This is a genomic window from Leifsonia sp. C5G2, from assembly GCF_013359685.1.
Classification (GTDB): domain Bacteria; phylum Actinomycetota; class Actinomycetes; order Actinomycetales; family Microbacteriaceae; genus Leifsonia.
Window position 1 is genome coordinate 1 of record NZ_JABFMV010000023.1, and the last position, 18,642, is coordinate 18,642.

13 protein-coding genes are annotated in these 18,642 nt (G+C 74.3%); 6 read left to right on the forward strand and 7 right to left on the reverse strand.

Annotated features, from left to right (window positions below):
* Positions 1–39: 39 nt before the first annotated feature.
* The 7 genes from HNO83_RS19300 to HNO83_RS19330 form a co-directional block, all read right to left on the reverse strand.
* Positions 40–1,632, reverse strand: a complete 1,593-nt coding sequence (locus tag HNO83_RS19300) for a stealth family protein (RefSeq protein WP_175339161.1) — start codon at positions 1,630–1,632, stop codon at positions 40–42.
* A 107-nt stretch (positions 1,633–1,739) separates the two neighbouring features.
* A complete protein-coding gene (locus tag HNO83_RS19305; protein WP_175339162.1) occupies positions 1,740–3,587 on the reverse strand; it encodes a beta-N-acetylglucosaminidase domain-containing protein in 1,848 nt (615 codons plus the stop codon).
* Positions 3,584–5,326, reverse strand: coding sequence for an ABC transporter ATP-binding protein (locus HNO83_RS19310; protein WP_175339163.1), 1,743 nt, complete (start codon positions 5,324–5,326; stop codon positions 3,584–3,586). Before HNO83_RS19310 ends, HNO83_RS19305 begins: the two co-directional genes overlap by 4 nt.
* Positions 5,307–7,274, reverse strand: coding sequence for an ABC transporter ATP-binding protein (locus tag HNO83_RS19315; RefSeq protein ID WP_349627319.1), 1,968 nt, complete (start codon positions 7,272–7,274; stop codon positions 5,307–5,309). Before HNO83_RS19315 ends, HNO83_RS19310 begins: the two co-directional genes overlap by 20 nt.
* A 67-nt stretch (positions 7,275–7,341) precedes the next feature.
* Entirely contained in the window at positions 7,342–7,977 is a 636-nt protein-coding gene (locus tag HNO83_RS19320) for a class II aldolase/adducin family protein (protein WP_349627320.1), read from the reverse strand.
* Entirely contained in the window at positions 7,974–9,239 is a 1,266-nt protein-coding gene (otnK, locus tag HNO83_RS19325; RefSeq protein ID WP_175339180.1) for a 3-oxo-tetronate kinase, read from the reverse strand. The genes HNO83_RS19320 and otnK overlap by 4 nt, the downstream gene beginning before the upstream one ends.
* Entirely contained in the window at positions 9,239–10,075 is an 837-nt protein-coding gene (locus HNO83_RS19330) for a DeoR/GlpR family DNA-binding transcription regulator (RefSeq protein WP_349627321.1), read from the reverse strand. Before HNO83_RS19330 ends, otnK begins: the two co-directional genes overlap by 1 nt.
* A gap of 78 nt (positions 10,076–10,153) precedes the next feature.
* Between HNO83_RS19330 and HNO83_RS19335 the strand changes: the two genes are divergently transcribed.
* Genes HNO83_RS19335 through HNO83_RS19360 form a run of 6 tightly spaced genes read left to right on the forward strand, consistent with a single transcriptional unit; the run spans position 10,154 to position 18,641 of the window.
* On the forward strand, positions 10,154–11,632 hold the full coding sequence (locus tag HNO83_RS19335; protein WP_175339164.1) for an FGGY-family carbohydrate kinase: 1,479 nt from the start codon (positions 10,154–10,156) through the stop codon (positions 11,630–11,632).
* Positions 11,629–12,531 (forward strand): hypothetical protein, encoded by a 903-nt coding sequence (locus HNO83_RS19340; protein ID WP_175339165.1) that lies wholly within the window; start codon positions 11,629–11,631, stop codon positions 12,529–12,531. Before HNO83_RS19335 ends, HNO83_RS19340 begins: the two co-directional genes overlap by 4 nt.
* Positions 12,513–13,349 carry a hypothetical protein gene (locus HNO83_RS19345; RefSeq protein WP_175339166.1) on the forward strand — a complete coding sequence of 279 codons (837 nt, stop codon included), beginning with the start codon at positions 12,513–12,515 and terminating at the stop codon, positions 13,347–13,349. Before HNO83_RS19340 ends, HNO83_RS19345 begins: the two co-directional genes overlap by 19 nt.
* Positions 13,346–14,824 (forward strand): sucrose phosphorylase, encoded by a 1,479-nt coding sequence (gene gtfA, locus HNO83_RS19350; protein WP_175339167.1) that lies wholly within the window; start codon positions 13,346–13,348, stop codon positions 14,822–14,824. Before HNO83_RS19345 ends, gtfA begins: the two co-directional genes overlap by 4 nt.
* A gap of 53 nt (positions 14,825–14,877) precedes the next feature.
* The gene (locus HNO83_RS19355; protein ID WP_175339168.1) at positions 14,878–16,773 is read left to right on the forward strand and encodes an alpha-amylase family protein; all 1,896 of its coding nucleotides are present in this window, start codon (positions 14,878–14,880) and stop codon (positions 16,771–16,773) included.
* Positions 16,770–18,641: an MBL fold metallo-hydrolase gene (locus HNO83_RS19360; protein ID WP_175339169.1), complete on the forward strand. Its 1,872-nt coding sequence runs from the start codon at positions 16,770–16,772 to the stop codon at positions 18,639–18,641. The genes HNO83_RS19355 and HNO83_RS19360 overlap by 4 nt, the downstream gene beginning before the upstream one ends.
* Position 18,642 lies beyond the last annotated feature (1 nt).

The following is an 18,642-nucleotide window of genomic DNA, read 5'->3' on the forward strand; positions in this document are numbered from 1 at the left end:
AAAAACACTGGTGCGGTGGGCTGGGGCGGAGGGGGGGGGTCAGGAGGCGGGGCGCTCCCAGGGGGCGGGGAAGGGGAAGTAGCGCTCGAGGAAGTCGGTGACGATCCGGGTGCGCTCGGCGGGGTCGATCTCGGGCTTGGAGCCGTCGTTGAGGCAGAACATGTCCTGGTCGCGCTTCTTCAGCAGCCGCCGCATCATGTCGGGCGCCTGCCGAAGCGTCGTCTCGACGTAGAGCACCTTCGCCTGTGTCTGGGTGACCGCGCGCCCGGTCATCAGCGCGTAGTAGTGGTACAGCGAGTTGGTCACCGAGATGTCGGTCGCCGAGCGGAACGGGCTGGACGCCGTGCGCCGGAACTCGTCGGCGAACTCCGCCTCCATCTCCCGCAGCACGCCGATGCGCAGCGGGGCCGCGCAGTGCTCCAGGTGGCGCGTGGTGACCGCGCCGAACCGCTCCCAGAGCAGCCGGCGGTTGACGCGCGCGGCGTTCTCGAAGCCACTCCTGGCCGGGTCGGTCTCGCCGAGGCCGATGCGCGTGCCCGCCTCGACGAACTTGGTCACTCCGCCCGGCGAGAAGAACACGTCGGGCGAGAGCGGCCGGCCGATGAACATGTCGTCGTTCGAGTACAGGAAGTGCTCGGAGAGCCCCGGGATGTGGTGCAGCTGGCTCTCGACGGCGTGCGAGTTGTGGGTGGGCAGCGTCGACGGGTCGGAGAAGAAGTCCTCGCTGCGCATGATGTGGATGCGCGGATGCTCCGGGTCCAGCCACGGCGGCACCGGGGAGTCGGTCGCGATGTAGATGTTGCGGATCCACGGCGCGAACATGTGGACGCTGCGCAGCGCGTACTTGAGCTCGTCGATCTGCCGGTACCTGGCCTCGTTGTCGTCGCCCTCGCCGACGACGTACGACGCCATCCGCGCGGCACGCTGCCGCTGGTACTCGGCGCTGGAGCCGTCGACCCACGAGAACACGATGTCGATGTCGAACCGGATGTCGCTGGAGAGCGGGTCGAACATGTGCTGCAGGGTGCGCCAGCGCCGTCCGTAGAGCTCCACCTCGGCCTCGACGGCCTCGCCGCGGGGGAGGCGCGGCCGCATCAGCGCGTTCTCGCGCGGCGCGGTGATCTCGTCGTCGCCGAACTTCCAGAACTCCAGCTGGAACGCCGTGTCGGCGCCGTAGCGCAGCCGGCCGATCGGTTCGAGCCTCGGCCGGTAGACGCGCAGGATGTCGGCCTTGCGGCGCGAGAGCCGGCCGTCGGCGATGAGCAGGTCGTCGCCGTGGGCATCCCCTTCGGGGTCGATGCTGCGCGCGTAGAACGGCTCGTCGGCGAAGGCCCGCGCGAGCGCCGCGGCGACCTCCTTGCGCCTGCGGCGGTCGAGCGCCACGATCAGGCGGTCGTCGTCGTCGCGCACCAGGAGGTACTCGATGCCGGCCTCGTCGAGGGCGTCACGGACCGCGAGGAGGTCTTCGATCATGGACTCGCGGGGCGTGAAGGGGCCGGAGATCAGCGTCCACAGCCCCTTGCGCTTGACGACGTCGTCGCGGGTGAGCCGGCGCACGCCGCTGCCACGGTCGCTGGTGACGACGACGGGCTCGGGCTGGTCGGACAGGGATGCGGGAGGAAGCTCTGCCATTACAGCTTCACTCTAGGCCGCTTCCCGCCGGAGGCCGACCGGTCGAGTCGCACCGTGTGGTCGCGATTCCGGCGGAACAGCCGCCGCGACGCGCGCGACTCGGCGGGTCAGGGGCCGGAGAGGAGGTCGCGGATGGTGGCCAGGAGGAGGGTGCGGGCGTCGGGCGTCACGAGCCACGGGGCGAAGCCGTCGGCGGCGAGGAAGAACGTGGCCCGTGTGGCGGGTGCAGTGCTCCCGTCGGCGAGGGTCGCGCCTGCCGGGGTGATGCCGATGACGGCGCGGCCCGACTCCGGGTCGCGCGCGACCACGGCCGCCGCGTCGGGTGGGTCGCCGACCGTCAGCTTCGACCGGCCGCGGTAGACGACCACCTCGCCGTCGAGGCCGTCCGCGGCGGGGTGGCCGGCGTCGGCGATGTGGATGCGGTCGAGCGACAGCGGGACGGTGGACGCCGACGCCATCCCGAGCGGCACCAGGTGCCCCCAGGCCAGCAGCGGCACCGGTCGTCCGGCGGCGGACGCGGCGAGCTCCTCCGGCGCGGCACGCGTGACGATCAGGAGGTCGGCCGCGGGGTCGTCGCCGAGGTGCGCGCGGAAGCCGGAGGCGCCGAGGAACTCGACCAGCTCGCGGTCTCCTGGCGCCGGGTTGGCGCCGGTGAGCACGGCGATGAGCGCGCCGTCGCCGTGGCCGCGCTGCGGGGTGACGCCCAGCCGTTCGACGGCGGCGTCGAGCAGCGACAGCACGGCGCCGCGGGCGACGTCCGCGTACTCGGCTTCGAGCGCGCGGCGCGCGGCGAGGAGCGCATCCGCGTCGGGGACGCCCGTGTCGACCGTATCCGCGGCGAGCACCCGGCAGGCGAGCACCCCGGCGGCGCCTGCGGCACGCGCGGCGGCGATCCACGGCGCGAGCTGGGCCGCCAGGTCGGGAGCCGTCCCGGGCTCCGCGTGCGTGTCGGCGAGGCGCCCCAGCAGTGCCTCGACCGCATCCCACCGCTCGTGCGACACCAGCTCGTCGAGCAGCGGCCAGCGCGGTGCTCCGGGAGGCCAGGCGCTGCACGCGTCCACGAGAGTGCGCAGGCCCTCGCCTGGGCCGGCGACCGCCGCATAGGCGCGCCCGGCCGCAGCCGCAGGCTCGTACGCCTCCGGGTCGGCGGCCCACTCGGCCACCGTGTGCAGCGCGAACCGCGACGCCGCCGCCTCCACCATGGGGTTCGCGGCGATGCCGATGAGGCCCGGGGCCGTCGCGCGGCCGGTCAGCGGGCCGAGGAAGACGCGCGAGCGGTCGAAGTCGTTGACCGGGAAGTTGTCCCACAGCACCAGCTCGCGGCCGTAGCTCTCGACGGCAAGGCGGATGTCCTCCGCCGTGACCTCGCCGACCACGATGTCCGCTCCGGTCCAGAACAGCCGCGCGTCCGCGGGCAGCGCCTCGGCGAGCCCGGTGCGGTACGGCGTCGTGGCGACGCCGGCGTAGTCGGTCGGGCACAGCAGCACCGGCTCGTCGATGCCGGCGGGCCGGAGGAACCCGCGCTCGAACCTCGCCGCCGTCTCGCCGTGGGCGCGGCCGAGCGCCTCCGGCTCGTCCATCGGGACGTCGTCGAACAGCAGCGCGAACGAGTGGATGCCCGCCTCCAGCAGCTGGCGGCACTTCGCCGCGAGCGTGCGGTGCTCCTCCGGGTCGTCGTAGCGCATCGACAGCCCGGGCGAGATCGCGTAGACGAACCGCACGCCGCGCTGCTCCGCCGCGGTGGCGAGCGACGCGAGCGACGCCAGCCGGTCGGCGGGATACGGTTCGCGCCACTCCTCCCGGTGCCAGGGGTCGTCCTTCGGCGCGTAGACGTAGTGGTCGAGCCCGAGGCCGCCGGCCCGGTCGAACCACGCCAGGCGGTCGGCGTGCGACCAGGGCTCGCCGTAGAAGCCCTCGACCACGCCGCGCCACGCCAGCGGCGCCGTCGCGGTCATCGGCCGCCCCCATGCCACGACGCCCACAGCTCGGCGTAGGCTCCGCCCGCCGCCACCAGCTCGTCGTGGCTGCCGAGCTCCTCCACGTGCCCGTCGCGCACCACGGCGATGCGGTCGGCGTCGTGCGCGGTGTGCAGGCGGTGCGCGATCGCGACCACCGTGCGCCCCTCCAGGACGCGGTTCATCGCCCGCTCCAGGTCGCGCGCGGCCGTCGGGTCGAGCAGCGAGGTGGCCTCGTCCAGGATCAGCGTGTGCGGGTCGAGCAGCACCAGCCGGGCGAGCGCGAGCTGCTGCGCCTGCGCCGGGGTGAGCACGACTCCTCCGGAGCCGACGACCGTGTCGAGGCCGAGCGGCATGGCGGCGACCCAGCGCAGCGCATCCACCACCCGGAGGGCCCGCGCCAGTTCGTCGCGGCCCGCGCCGGGCTTGGCCAGCGACAGGTTCTCGGCGATGGTGCCGACGAAGACGTGGTGCTCCTGCGTGACGAGGGCGACGTGGCTGCGCAGCTCGTCGAGCGGCAGGTCGACCAGCCGCACGCCGCCGACGGCGATGCGTCCGCCGCTCGGCTCGGTGATGCCGGCCATGAGCCGGCCGAGGGTCGACTTGCCGGAGCCGGACGGCCCGACGATCGCGAGCCGCTCGCCGACGGCGAGGTCGAGCGTGACGCCGTGCAGCACCTCGGCGCCCTCGCGGTACGAGAACCGCACGTCCTCGGCGATCACGTGCTCGTCGGCGGGCTGCTCGCCGGTCGCGTGGCGGTCCTCCGGCACGTCGGCGACGCCGATGATGCGCGAGAGGGCCGTGGTGCCGACCTGGATCTCGTCCAGCCAGCTGATCAGCTCATCGACGGGCGACACCAGCTGCATGGCGTACAGGGCGACCGCCGTGACGGCGCCGATGGAGGCCGCTCCCGCGCCGACGAGGAACGCGCCCCAGGCGATCACCACGATCACCGGGAGCAGGAACGCGATGTCGGTGCTGGGGAAGAACCACGATCGCAGCCACAGCGTGTACCACTCGGAGTCGCGGCGCTCCCGCAGCGCGGCGTCGATCTTCGCTCGCTGCGCCGGTGCCAGGCTGAGCGCCTCGATGGTGCGCACCCCGTCCACCGTCTCGCTGATGGTGCCGCCGAGGGTCGCGTACGAGGCCAGCTGGCGCTGGTATCCCGGGCCCGAACGCTTGAGGTACCACCGGGCGGCGATCACCAGGATGGGCACCCCGGCGAACATCGCGACGGCGACCGCCGGGTTCACCAGGAACGCGGCGACCACGGTCAGCACGGCGGTGACGCCGGCGACCAGGATGCGCGGCACGCCGAACCGCACGGTCTGCGCGACCGACTGGATGTCGTTGGTGGTGCGGGCGAGCAGGTCGCCCGTCCCCGCGGCCTCCACGGTGGAGAGCGGCAGGCGCGCGACCGTGGCGAGGAACTCCTCGCGCAGCTGCGCGAAGACGCCCTCGCCGAGCACCATCGACTGCCGCTGGGCGAACCGGATGAGCACCGCCTGGCACACGATGGCGCCGAGCAGGATGAGCGCGATGGTGTCGATGCCGCTCGCGACCAGCGTGTGGCCGGTGACCCCGTCGATGATCACGCCGATGAGCGCGGGCCCGGCGAGGCCGGCCACCGCCGCGAGGGTGTGCAGCACGAGCACGACGGAGAGCGCCCCGCGGTGCTGGCGGATGAGCCGGACGCCGGTGGCCCGGACGGTCGCGGTGCTAGCGATCGGAAGCAGCATCGCCGTTCCCCTTCCTGTTCCGCTTCGACTTCTTCTTCGGTTTCGTCTTGCCGGGCCGTTGCGCGGTCACCGGGTGGGTGGCCGTCCACAGCGCGTCGATGGAGCCGGTCCACGCCGCATCGAGGTCCTCGCCGTCGGCGGGTTCGGCGGCGCTGATGGTGCGCGACACGATGGCTCGGTAGAGGTCGCCGAGGTCGTCCTCCTGGCGCAGCAGCGACTGGTGGGTGCCGGTGCCGACGACGCGGCCCTTCCGCACCACGGCGACGGTGTCCATCCGGTCGAGCAGCAGCGGGCTGGCCGTGACGACGACGGTGGTGCGGCCGTCGCGCGCCTGGCGCAGCCGCTCGGCGATCTGCGACTCTGTGTGCGCGTCGACCGCGCTCGTCGGCTCGATCAGCACGAGCACCTCGGCGTCGGTGAGCAGCGCCCGGGCCAGGCTGAGCCGCTGCCGCTGGCCGCCCGAGAACGTGCGGCCCCGCTCGGCGACGCTCTCGTGCACGCCCTCGGGCAGCGCGTCGACCGTCTCGGTCGCGGCGGCGGTGTCGAGCGCGGCGGACACGCGGCGGAGGCGGCCGGTGGAGGTGTCGCCCTCTCTCCATCGGCCGGCTTCGTCGTCGCGGACCGGGAGCGTGTCGAGCCCGTCGAGCAGCCTCCCGCCGAAGAGGTGCGGGTTGGCGTCGTTGACGACGATGCGCTCGCGCACCTCCCTCACCGGGACGCGGGTGTGGTCCACACCGCCCCACAGCACGGGCGCCTCGCGGTGCACGGCGTCGTCGAACCGGCCGAGACGCGTCGCGATCCCGGCCGCCTCGTCGGGGTCGGCGTCCACGATGGCGGTGAAGCGCCCGGGCTGGATGACGACGCCGGACGCGAGGTCTTCGATCGCCGAGCCCCACGCGGGCGCCTCCGCGACCTCGTCCGTGTCGCGTGCGGCGGGCCGGGTGCGCAGCACCGAGAGCACGCGCCGCGCCGACACGACGCCCGCGGTGAACGTCTGCGCCGCCTCCACCGCCGTGCGCAGCGGCAGCACCAGGAAGGTCGCGTAGCCGTAGAACGCGGTCAGCTGGCCGGGCGTGATGCTCCCGTCGATGGCGAGGTGCGCGCCGAACCAGACGATGAAGACCAGGAACGCGCCGGGCAGCAGCACCTGCAGGCCGTCCAGCCAGCTCTGCGTCCGGGCGACCCCGACGCCGGCCGCGCGGACGCGCTGCGACTGCCGGGCGTAGCGCTCCACGAACTCCTGCTCGCCGCCGATGCCGCGCAGCACGCGCAGCCCGACCACCGTGTCGGCGCCGAGTGTGGTCAGGCCGCCCGACTCCTCCCGCCAGACGGCCTGGCGGCTGCGCAGCGGGCGCAGGAGGAGGGCCAGTAGCGCGGCGACCGCCGGAACGCCGATCACGACCGCGAGCCCGAGGGGCAGGGAGGCGTTGAGCATGATGATCGACACGACGACGAAGGCGACGACACCGCCGCAGAGCCGTGCGGACACCTCGTACATCGCGCCGAGGCGCAGGGAGTCGGTGCTCACGGTCGCGACGATCTCGCCGGAGGAGGTGGTCGCGGTGATCGCCGGCCCGGTCTCGGCCGAGTGGTACCCGATCAGCCGCGCCACGCCGAGCGACGACCGCAGCCAGTTGGAGACGGCCATGCGGTGGCGCAGCATCCCCGTGACGGCCTGGACGGCGGCCACCCCCAGCAGTGCGCCGCACCACACCCACAGCCGGGCCGAGTCGCCGGACACCCCCTCGTCGACCGCGCGGCCGAGCAGGTACGGCCAGACGGCCTGGCACAGCATCCAGATCACGCCGAAGACGACGCCGCCGGTCAGCGTGGCCGGCTGCCGCGCCGCCTGCCAGAGCAGGAAGCGCGGGACGGAGGAGAGGTGCTTGCCGGAGGGGCGGTCGCCGGGACCGGAGGTGGACGGACGGGCAGCGCGGACGCTGGACACGAGGTGCTCCTGGGGGTCGAGCGGTTCGAGAGGGGGAGGGTGGTGCGGCGGGGCGGGGGGTGCGTGCTCAGCGCCCCGGCGGTGTCAGCGCGGCGACGGCGGCCGCATCCAGCGCGACCGAGGGCGCCTGCCGGAGCAGGAAGGTGAGCTGGGCCGCCGTCTCCAGCTCCTCGGCGAGGTCGATCGCGGCGTCCAGGGTGGCGGCGGCGACGACCGGCCCGTGATTCGCGAGCAGCAGGACGGGATGCCCGGGGGCCGCGGCCGTGACGCCGGCGGCGAGGTCCGCGCTGCCGGGCGCGGAGTAGGGGACGAGCGGGACGTCGCCGAGCCGCATGACCCGGTAGGGCGTGAGCGGCGGGAGCGGGGCGAAGCCGCGCTCGTCGGGCGGCAGGCAGGCGAGCGCGGTGGCGTAGGGCGAGTGAAGGTGAACGACGGCGGTCGCCTCGGGATGCGCGGCGTACATCGCGGCGTGCAGCGGCAGCTCCTTGGTCGGGCGCGGCGCGCCCTCCTGGTCAGCCGGGGTGGCGGCCAGTTCGTGCTCGACGACGGAACGCAGCGAGGAACCCGTCGGCGTCGCGACGATGCGCGAGCCGACGCGCACGCTGACGTTGCCCGAGCTGCCCGGCGACAGGCCGGCGGCGGAGAGGTGGCGGCAGGCGCGCACGATTGCTCTCCGGGCCTCGGCCTCGCGTTCCTCGCTCACGGCGCCACCTCCCAGGCGTCGGCGAACAGCCCGGGGCCGCCGAAGTTGCCGGACTTCAGCAGCACGGCGACCGTGCGGCCCGCGCTGTCGGCGACGGCCCACGGCACGCCGGGCGCGGCCTGAGACCCGATGCGGAGGCGGTCGATGCCGAGCCCGGCCGTGACGGCGCCGGAGGTCTCGCCGCCCGCGACGAGGAGGTGGCTGACCCCGAGCTCGTGCACGGCGAAGGCGGCGAGGGCGGAGAGCGCGTTTTCGAGCAGGGTGGCCGCGCGCTCGGCGCCGAGCTCGCCCTGGGCGGCGGCGACGTCGGGGGAGGCGTGGATCAGGATGGGCGCGAGCCGGTCGGTGCGCGCGGCCAGCGCATCCCGGAGGCGGTCGAGGGCGGAGGGGCCGGCGGCCAGCTCCACCGGGTCGAGCACGAGGCGCTCGCCGGGGAAGGCGCCGATCTGGCCGTGCGTGGCGGCGGAGGCGCTGCCGGCGAGGATGAGGCGGCCGGTGACCGGCACGGTCGGGAGAGCGGAGGCGGGTGCGACCGCGGAGGTGTCGGCCGCGGCGCGTGCGAGCGCCGTCGCGACCCCGGCGCCGCCTCCGGCGACGACCGGTCGCTCGTCGGCCAGCTGCAGCATCGCGCGGGCGATCGCGTCGAGGTCGGCCTCGGTGAGCGCATCCACCAGCGTGTGGCCGTCGCCGACGGCCGCAGCGATCGCGTCGGAGCCGCGCTGCACGTCCTGCCACCGCACGAGGCCGACCGGCCGCCCGGTCTGCGGGCGCAGCAGTCGCACCAGGTCGGAGTCGCGCATGGGGGTGAGCGGATGGTCGCGCATCGGCGACTCCGCGAGCGGCACGCCGTCGACGAACAGGTTCCCCTGATACTGCGTGCGGCCCGACCCCGGTGTCGCGGGCGTGCCGACGGTGACCGCCGTGCCGTCGGCCGCGGCGACGCCGGCCAGTGCATCCGCCACCGGGCCGATGTTGCCCCGGGCCGTCGAGTCGAAGGTGGAGCAGTACTTCTGGTACAGCTGCGTCGCGCCCGCCGCGTGCAGCAGACGCGCGGCGTCCGTCGCCGCGGCCACCGCCTCCGCGACCGGGGCGGTGCGGATCTTGAGGGCGACGACCGCGCAGCCGGCACCGTCCGCCGGGAACGCCTCCGGCGCCTCGGACGGCGTGCCGAGCAGCACGGTCGCGGGGAGTCCGGCCTCGGCCACGCGGCCCGCGAGATCGCAGGCGCCCGTGACGTCGTCGGCGACGGCGCCGAGGCGCATCACGAGACGCCGACCCCTGTCTCGTCGCCGAGGGTCGACCCGTCGCCGGGGGTGCCGGCGGGCGCGGGCGCGTGCTCGCCGGCCACGACGACCGTCGCACCGGCGTCGCGCAGGGCCTTCAGGTCGTCCGGGTCGGCCCCGGCATCGGTGAGGATCACATCCACCAGGTCGAGGCCGCCCACGCGGATGGGTGCGCGCGAACCGAGCTTGGAGTGGTCCACGAGCAGTACGCGCAGGCGAGCGGTGCGCGCCAGTTCCTGCTTGAGCTCGGCGTCGAGCGAGTTCGCGCACAGGATGCCCGTCGTGTCGACGGCGGTCGCCGAGAGCACGGCGACGTCGACCGCGTACTCGGCGATCGTGCGGCGGGCGGCGGCGCCGGCGAAGCTGCGCGTTTCGGCCTGGTAGACGCCGCCGACGGCGACGAGCTCCACGTCGCCGCGCTCGATGGCGGACTGGATGACGGGGGCCGAGTGGCTGACGATCGTCGTGCCGGGCTGCAGCATCCCGGCCAGCGGAGCGACCGTGGTGCCCGCGTCGAGGGCGACCGTGGCCGCGCCGTCGAGCAGGTCGAGGCAGGCCTCGGCGATGGTGCGCTTCTCGCCGCTGCCGGTGACCGCGCGCTCGTCGAAGGGGCGGCCGTGGCCGAGGTTCGGGAGGCTGGCGCCGCCGACGACGCGCCGGGCGAGGCCGTCGCCCTCGAGTTGGCGCAGGTCTCGGCGGATGGTCATCTCGGAGACGCCGAGCTCTTCCGCGACCCGCGAGGAGGACACGTAGCCTTCGGCGGAGAGCCGGCGGAGCAGCTCTTCGCGGCGGGCGGGGGCGTCGGTGTAGCGCACGCGTCCATCCAACCGGCTGTTCGCCGCGCTTGTCAACAAACGGACAAATCTTGACTCGAATGTTCAGAAGTGAACAGAATGGGGGATGTGACCTCCGCTCCTCTCGCCGCCCTCGGCGTGGACGTCGGCACCACCAACACCAAGGTGGTCCTGGCCGTCCTCGGCGACGCCGTGCGCGAGGAGCGCACGCTGACGGTGCCGACACCGGGCACCGGAGCGGGCCTCCAAGCCGTGGTCCTGAACGCGATCCGGGACGTCGTGCTCGACAGCCCGCATCCGGTCGCCGCGATCGGCGTCGCCTCGATGGGCGAGACCGGATGCCTCACGGCGCACGGCGGCGAACCCCTCGGCGACCTGCTGCGCTGGGCCGACGGCGACACGTCGACGGCCGAACGGCTGGCCGCCTCCGCGGGCGCGGACGCGCTCTACGCGGCGACCGGCGTCCCCGCCCCGGCGAAGTCTCCGCTCACGCACTGGCTGCGGCTGGCGGAGCAGGGGGATGCGCGGCTCGCCGACGCCCGCTGGCGCGGCGCGGACGCACTGGTCGTCGCCGCGCTGACCGGCGAGGCCGTCACCGACCACACCCTGGCCGCCCGCACGATGGCGTACCGCCTGCCCGCCGCCGGCGAACCGCTCGCCGAGTCGTTCGACGCCGACCTGCTGGCGCTCGCCGGCATCGCCTCGGACCGCTTCCCGCGCGTCGCGCGGCCCGGCGACATCGCCGGCCGGCTCACGCCACAGGCCGCGGCGGCGCTCGGGCTGCCCGCCGGCATCCCGGTCGTCGCGGCCGGTCACGACCACGCGGTCGGCGCCTGGGCCGCCGGAGTGCGCGAGCCGGGCGACGCCGCCGACTCGGTCGGCACGGCGGAGGCACTGCTGCGGGTGGCATCCCAGGTGGACAGGGAGGCTGCGCGGCGCCAGGGCATGAGCCTCGCCCGCACGGTCGACGGCCGCCACGAGACGCTGCTGGCGGGCAACCCGACCGCGGGAGCGCTGGTCGAGTGGGCGTTCGCCGCGCTGCTGCCCGGCGCCGACCGGCACGACCTCTTGGAGCACGCCGCCGCGCTGGCCGACGGCCCGGTGCGCGCCTTCCTCCTCCCGTACCTGCGGGGCCGGCAATCGCCGCAGCCCGACCCCGCGGCCGCGCCGCGGCTCGTGCGGCTGGCAGGCGCGGCCTCCGACCCAGGCCTTTCCGACCCCGGCGCGACGCTCGTCGCCGTCCTCGCCGGTCTCGCCCTCCAGCTGGCCTGGATGGACGCAGCCCAGACCGGCCTCGCCGGCCCGCGCCGCGACGAGCTCGCCGTGCTCGGCGGCCCGGGAGCGGCCAACGACGGCTGGTGGCGGCTCAAGCAGCGCATCCTTCGCGGCACGCTGCGCCGGGTGGACTCCGCAGAACCCGTCGCCACCGGTGCCGCCCTGCTGGCCGCGCACCGCGTCGCCGGCCTCATGACCTCGCTGCCCCTGCGCAGCGCCGACAGCGCCGCCTCCGCGGGCGATCCGGTCTTGCTGGACGCCTTCGTGGAGGCGGCGACGCTCCACGACAAGGAACCCGCATGACCGACACCGCCTCCCGTCCCGCGCTCGACCTCGATGCCATCGCCCGCCCCTCCGGCGCGCTCGCGATGGTGGCGATGGACCAGCGCGAGAGCCTCCGCCACATGTTCGACCTGGCCGGGGCCGGCCGCCCCTCCGACGAGGTCCTCATCCGCTTCAAGCTCGACGTCGCGGAGGCCCTCGGGCCGCTCGCGTCGGGCTTCCTGATCGACCGGCATTACGGGTTCGAGGCGGTGCGCGACGTGCTCCCCGCCGGCACCGGCCTCATCCTCGCGGCCGACGACCTCACCCAGGAGGACGGCGGCCCGGTCGAGGAGACCGCGCTCGACGAGGTCGTGCTCACGCAGACCGACCTGGACGGCGTCGCCGCCCTCAAGCTGCTTATCATCTGGCGCCGCGACGCGAAGCGCGAGCAGCGGGTGCGTCTCGTCGAGCGGTTCGTCGCCGAGTGCAGCGCCCGCGGCGTCCTCTCCGTGCTCGAGCCCGTGGTGCGCGCGACGCCGGAGGAGCTGGATGCGGGCACCTGGGACCTCGACGACGCGATCCGCGAGGCGGCGGCTGAACTCTCGCCCTCCGGCCAGAGCCTCTACAAGGTGCAGGTGCCGCTGTCGGGCACCGGCGACGCGGCCGAGCAGCGGGAGGCGAGCGAGCGGCTGAACGCCGCCATCACCGGCCCGTGGGTCGTGCTGTCGCAGGGCGTGGACCGTCCGGCGTTCCTGCCCGCGGTCGAGGCGGCCTGCCGCGCCGGCGCGAGCGGCTTCCTCGCCGGCCGCGCGCTGTGGAGCGACGTGGTCGGGCGCGACGACGTGCCGTCCGCGCTGCGGGAGCTGTCCGTCCCGCGTCTCGAGGCTCTGATCGAGGTCGTCGACCGCGAGGCCCGGCCGTGGCGGCAGGCGCGATGATCGCGGGACTGCTGCACACCGTCCCGGCCCTCGCCGCGACCTTCGACGCGCTCGTCGCGGACGCCGTGCCCGGCGCCCAGCGCGAGCACATCGTGGACGCGTGGATGCTGGAGACCGCCATCGCCGAGGGCGTCACGTCCGCCGTGCGGTCCCGCGTGGCCTCCCACCTCCGTCACCTGCAGGAATCCGGCGCCGACGCCGTCCTCGTCACCTGCTCCTCCATCGGAGAGGCCGCCGAGCAGGCCGCCGAATCCCTGACCATCCCCATCCTCCGGGTCGACGCCCCCATGGCCGCCCAAGCCATCGCGTCCCTCCCGTCCCCAGCCATCAGCTCCGGACTTGTTCGACCCGACACGCCGTCGGGCGGTCGAACAACTCAGGAGCAGACGGCTTCGGGACGGGTGGCGGTGCTGGCGACCAACACGGCGACGCTGGGGCCGACGACGCGGCTGATCGAGCGGGAGGCGGCGGCGCGCGGTGTCGACGCGAGCGTGACCGCGACGGTCGTCGAGGGCGCGGCCGCGGCCCGCGCCGGCGGCGACCAGGCGGGGCACGACCGGCTCATCGCCGATGCCGTCCGCGCTGCCGCAGCTGATGCGGGCGCCGACGTGATCGTGCTCGCCCAGGCCTCGATGGCCGCCGCCGCGGAGTCGGCCGGCGTCGCCATCCCCGTGCTCACCTCCCCGGCAGGCGGCGTCGCCCTGCTGGCGGAGACTCTGACCCCGTCGGACCCGGGAAGGCCGGACGCCAGCGCGAACCGGCCGGCCGCCCCCGGGTCCGGCGGAACCCTCGATACCGAGAACGGAGCATCGTCATGACCGGCGTCGACCTGCTCGCCTACGCCGACCGGCTCGGCGGCGACCTCCCGCGCCTCCGCGAGGTGCTCGACGGACCGCTGCGCGACTTCGCCGGCGTGCACATCCTGCCGTTCTTCGTGCCGTTCGACGGCGCCGATGCGGGCTTCGACCCGAGCGACCACGCCGCGGTCGACCCCCGGCTCGGCACCTGGGACGACGTCCGTGCCATCGCCGCCGAGCGCGAGGTGACCGCCGACCTCATCGTCAACCACGTCTCCAGCGAGTCCGCCGAGTTCGTGGACTGGCTGGCCCACGGCGACCAGTCGCCGCACGACGGGATGTTCCTCACCTTCGACACGGTGTTCCCCGACGGCGCGTCCGAGTCCGACATCACGGCGTTCTACCGCCCGCGTCCCGGCCTCCCGTTCACCGCGTACCGCATGGCCGACGGCCGACGCCGCCTGGTGTGGACGACGTTCATGCCCAGCCAGGTCGACCTCGACGTGGCGAACGACCGCGCCCGCGCCTACCTGCGCCGCATCCTCGCCACCCTGCGCGCCGGCGGCGTCACCACCGTGCGCCTCGACGCGGTCGGCTACGCGGTGAAGACCCCGGGCACCGACGGCTTCATGACCCCGGAGACGCTCGACTTCGTGCGCGAGATCGTCGCGCTCGCCCGCGACGAAGGTCTCCGCGTGCTTGTGGAGGTGCACGCCCATTACACGCAGCAGCTCGCCATCGCGCCGCTCGTCGACGACGTCTACGACTTCGCCCTCGCGCCGCTCCTGCTGCACAGCCTCGGCACCGGGACCTCCGACCGCCTCGCCGAGTGGCTCCGCATCCGCCCGCAGAACGCCATCACCGTGCTGGACACGCACGACGGCATCGGCATCATCGACGCCGGTCCGTCGGGCGATCGCCCGGGGCTCATCGACCAGGACGAGATGGCCGCCATCTTCGCGCGCGCCGCCGAGGCCACGAACGGCCACTCGACGATCGCGTCCGTCATCCCGGCGTGGATGAGCCTCCCGCACCAGATCAACGCCACCTTCTTCTCCGCCCTCGGCGCCGACGCGACGAGCTACCTGCTGGCCCGGGCAGTGCAGCTGTGGCTGCCGGGCCGCCCGCAGCTCTACTACGTCGGCCTGCTCGGCGGGCTCGACGACGTCGCGCTGTTCCAGCGCACCGGCCAGGGCCGCGACGTAAACCGGCACGTCTACACCCCGGAGGAGCTGGAGGCCGCGCTCGCCTCCGACGTGACCCGCGCCCAGCTGGCGCTCGTGCGGCTGCGCTCGACCCATCCCGCGTTCGGCGGCGAGTTCGGCTACGGTGTGGAATCGGACGGCTCGCTCCGCCTGCACTGGACGCTCGGCGACGAGCGCGCCGAACTCGCCGTGTCGTTCGCCCCCGCCCCCGCCCCCGCCTTCCGGCTGCACCTCACCGGCGCAGACGGCACCGTCTCCGCCGACGGCGTCGCCGCGCTCGCCGCGCTCTGACCCGCCCGCCCCGTCCCCATCACTCGCCCCTCCCGACCCCCGGCCAGAGGACCATGCAGACCACCCAGGACATCACCGTTACCCGCAGCGCGACCGAGGTCGTGCTCGTCGCCCCCGCCTACACGCTCGGCGTCGCGCTCACCCGCCCGCGCGCCACGATCGCCGGCCCCCACGGGGAGCTGTGGAGCGACCTGTCGCTGCTGGCGAGCGTCGACAGGGTCGGGCTCCCGGACGAGAGCTCCGGCCCGACCGCGGTGACCGTGGAGGAGCAGGCCGACGGCAGCGTCCGGGTGACCGTGCTCAGCGACTCCAGCGCCTGGGCGACCAAGGCCGTCGTGCTGCAGTGCACCGCGCGCGAGGTCCGCGCGCACGTCGAGGTGACGACCGAGGACGACGACGCCCGCATCGCCGACCTGACCATGTTCGGCGGGCAGGCGATTCTCCCGTCGGGCGCGGCGGGCACCTTCCGCTCCGGCATCCGCTTCCCGTCGGTGTTCGTGCCGACGCCGACCGAGCCCATCCAGGTCGTCCGGCTGTCGAACATGCAGGCGCAGCTCGGCGTGGTCGGCGACGCCGAGCCGGGCCGCCTGCACGGCATTTTCTCGCCGCCGCCGCTCGTCTTCGCGCTCGGCCGCCCCGCCATCGCCGCCGACGCCCCGCACGGCCCCACCGACATGCCCGTCGGAGACTGGCTCGGCGTCTCGGTGGTCGCACCGATCGAGCAGCTCGGCTTCACCACCTACCGCTACGACGCGCTCGACGGCGGCTTCCTGCTGCGGCTCGCGTACGAGGGCCACACCCGCGTGCGGGCCGGCGGATGGGTGTCCCCCGAGTTCGTGCTGCGCCCCGCGGGCGCGCCGCTCACCGCGATCCGCGACTACCGCGACGACCTTGCCGAGCGGGGCTGGGCGGCTCCCGCGCCCGAGCAGGCCGACTGGTGGCACGAGCCGATCTTCTGCGGCTGGGGCGCGCAGTGCGCGCTGGCGGTGCGGATGAGCCATGAGGGCGAGGAGCTCGCCACCGACAACGCGGACGGCTTCGTCCTCCCCGCCGGCGCGGCGTTCGCCCCCGACCTCGCCCGCCAGCACCTGTACGACCGCTGGCTGCGCCGCCTGGCCGAGCGCGACATCCACCCGGGCACCGTCGTCATCGACGACCGCTGGCAGGCCGACTACGGCACCAACACCGTCGACACCGAGAAGTGGCCGGACCTCCGCGGCTGGATCGACGAGCGTCACGCCGAGGGCCAGCGCGTCCTGCTCTGGTTCAAGGCGTGGGATCCGACCGGGCTCCCGCCCGAGCTGACCGTGCGCGACTCTGCCGGCCGGCCGGTGTCCGTCGACCCGTCCAACCCCGCGTACCTGGCGGCGCTCGCCGAGCAGGTGACCAGGATGGTGTCCCCCGACGGCCTCGACGCCGACGGCTTCAAGGTCGACTTCACGCAGCGCGCTCCGTCCGGGGTCGGCCTGCGCACCCACGCCGACGACGTCTGGGGCATCAACGCGCTGCACGCGATCGTGCGCACCATTCACGAGGTCGCGAAGGCCGCGAAGCCGGACGCGCTCGTGGTGACCCACACCGTCCACCCGTCGTTCTCGGACGTCACCGACATGGTGCGCCTCAACGACGTGCTGGAGGACTCCGTGCACGGCGAGCCGGTGCCCGTCGGCGACCAGCTGCGGTTCCGGCACGACATCGCGGCCGCGGCGCTTCCGGGCCACGCCATCGACACCGACCAGTGGCCGATGCCGAACCGGGAGGAGTGGCTCGCCTACGCCCGCATCCAGCCGCAGCTCGGCGTGCCGGCGCTCTACTACGTGGAGTCCATCGACAACAGCCGTGAGACGGTCACCGACGCCGACCTCGACGAGATCGCCGGGCTGTGGCGCGAGTACCGCGCGCTGCGGGCCGGGGGCGAACGGACGGCGAGGGAGCCGAGCGCCGTATGAGCGCGTTCACCGAGGTCGCCCCGGGCGTGCACCGGTTCGTGGACACGTGCAACGTCTACGTCGTCATGCCCGGCTCGGGAGCGACCCCCGAGGCGGGCGGCGCGATCGCGATCGACTTCGGCTCGGGCGACGTGCTCGACCACCTCGGCGAGCTCGGGCTGACCTCGCTCGACGCGGTGCTGATGACGCACCACCACCGCGACCAGGGCCAGGGCCTTCCGCGGGCCGTCGCCGCCGGCATCCCGATCTTCGTGCCCCCGGTGGAGCAGGACCTGTTCGCCCGGGTGGACGAGATGTGGTCGGCGCGGGCGCTCTACAACGACTACAACCTGCGCCAGGACCGCTTCTCGCTGCTCGACCCGGTGTCCGTCGCCGGCACGGTTCCGGAGTACCGGACCGCGCGCTTCGGCGGCGTCGAGGTGAAGACCGTGCCGACGCCCGGCCACACCATGGGCTCGGTCACCTACCTCGTCGACCGCGGGGACGCCCGCGTCGCCTTCACCGGCGACCTCATCTACGGCCCGGGCAAGGTCTGGTCGCTGGCGGCGACCCAGTGGTCCTACACCGAGAACGAGGGCCCGGCGATGAACGTGCTCTCCTGCCTGCTGCTGCAGGAGGAGGAGCCGGCCGTCCTGCTCCCGTCGCACGGCGAGCCGATGCCCGACGCGGTGGACGCACTGGAGCAGCTGGCGACCCGGATGAGCGGCTACGTCGACTCGCGACGGACCCGCCCGTGGGACCTGCGCGACTGGCTCGAGCGTCCTTTCGTGCGCCTGACCGACCACCTGCTGCTCAACCGCACCGCCAACTCGTGCGTGTACGTGCTGCTCAGCGACTCGGGCGCGGCCCTGTTCATCGACTACGGGTACGACATGTCCACGGGCTGGCCGGCGGGCACCGACCGGGCCGCGCGGCGCCCGTGGCTGGCGTCGCTGCCCGCGCTGAAGCGCGACTTCGGCGTCACCTCGGTGGAGGTCGTGCTCGGCACGCATTACCACGACGACCACATCGCCGGCCTCAACCTGCTGCGCGACGTGGAGGGGACCGAGGTGTGGCTCCCCGAGAACGTCGCGCCGATCATGGCCGACCCGATGCGGACGGACCTGCCGTGCCAGTGGTTCGAGCCCATCCCCGCCGACCGCGTGCTCGGCCTCGGCGAGACCGTGCGCTGGCAGGAGTACGAGATCACCACGCACGAGCTGCCAGGGCACACCCTCTACGCCGCCGCGTTCGAGTTCGAGGTGGACGGCGTGCGCGTCCTCGCGACGGGCGACCAGCAGACAGCCGAGGGGCGGCTCGGCGTGCAGCGCGAGATCCTCAACTACCAGTACCGCAACCGGTTCCGCCGAGACGACTTCATCCAGAGCGCCGCGCTGTACCGCCGGGTGGCGCCCGGTCTGATGATCACCGGCCACTGGCAGGGCCGCGAGGTGGACGAGGACTACCTGCAGCTGCTCACCGAGCAGGGCGACGAGCTGGCCGCCATCCACGACGGACTGCTGCCGGATGACGGGATGCAGCCCCCGGCCGACGGCAACCTCGTGCTGGTGGAGCCGTTCTACCAGCGCGTGCCCGCCGGCGCGCCGCTGGAGTACGAGGTCGTCGTCGTGAACCCGTACGACGACGCGCGCGAGGCCGTGGCGCGGCTTGTCACCCCGGAGGGGTGGAGCGACCCGTCACCCGCATCCGTCGTCGCCGGCGCGGGGGAGACCGTGCGGCTGCGATTCTCGGTGCGCGCGGGCGAGGCGCCGCAGAAGCGGCAGCGGCTCGCGGCCGACGTCACCGTGGGCGCCGTGCGGTACGGGCAGGCGGGGGATGCGGTGGCGGACGTCGTCGCGGCCCTCGACAGCGGGGAGACGCTCGGTTAGC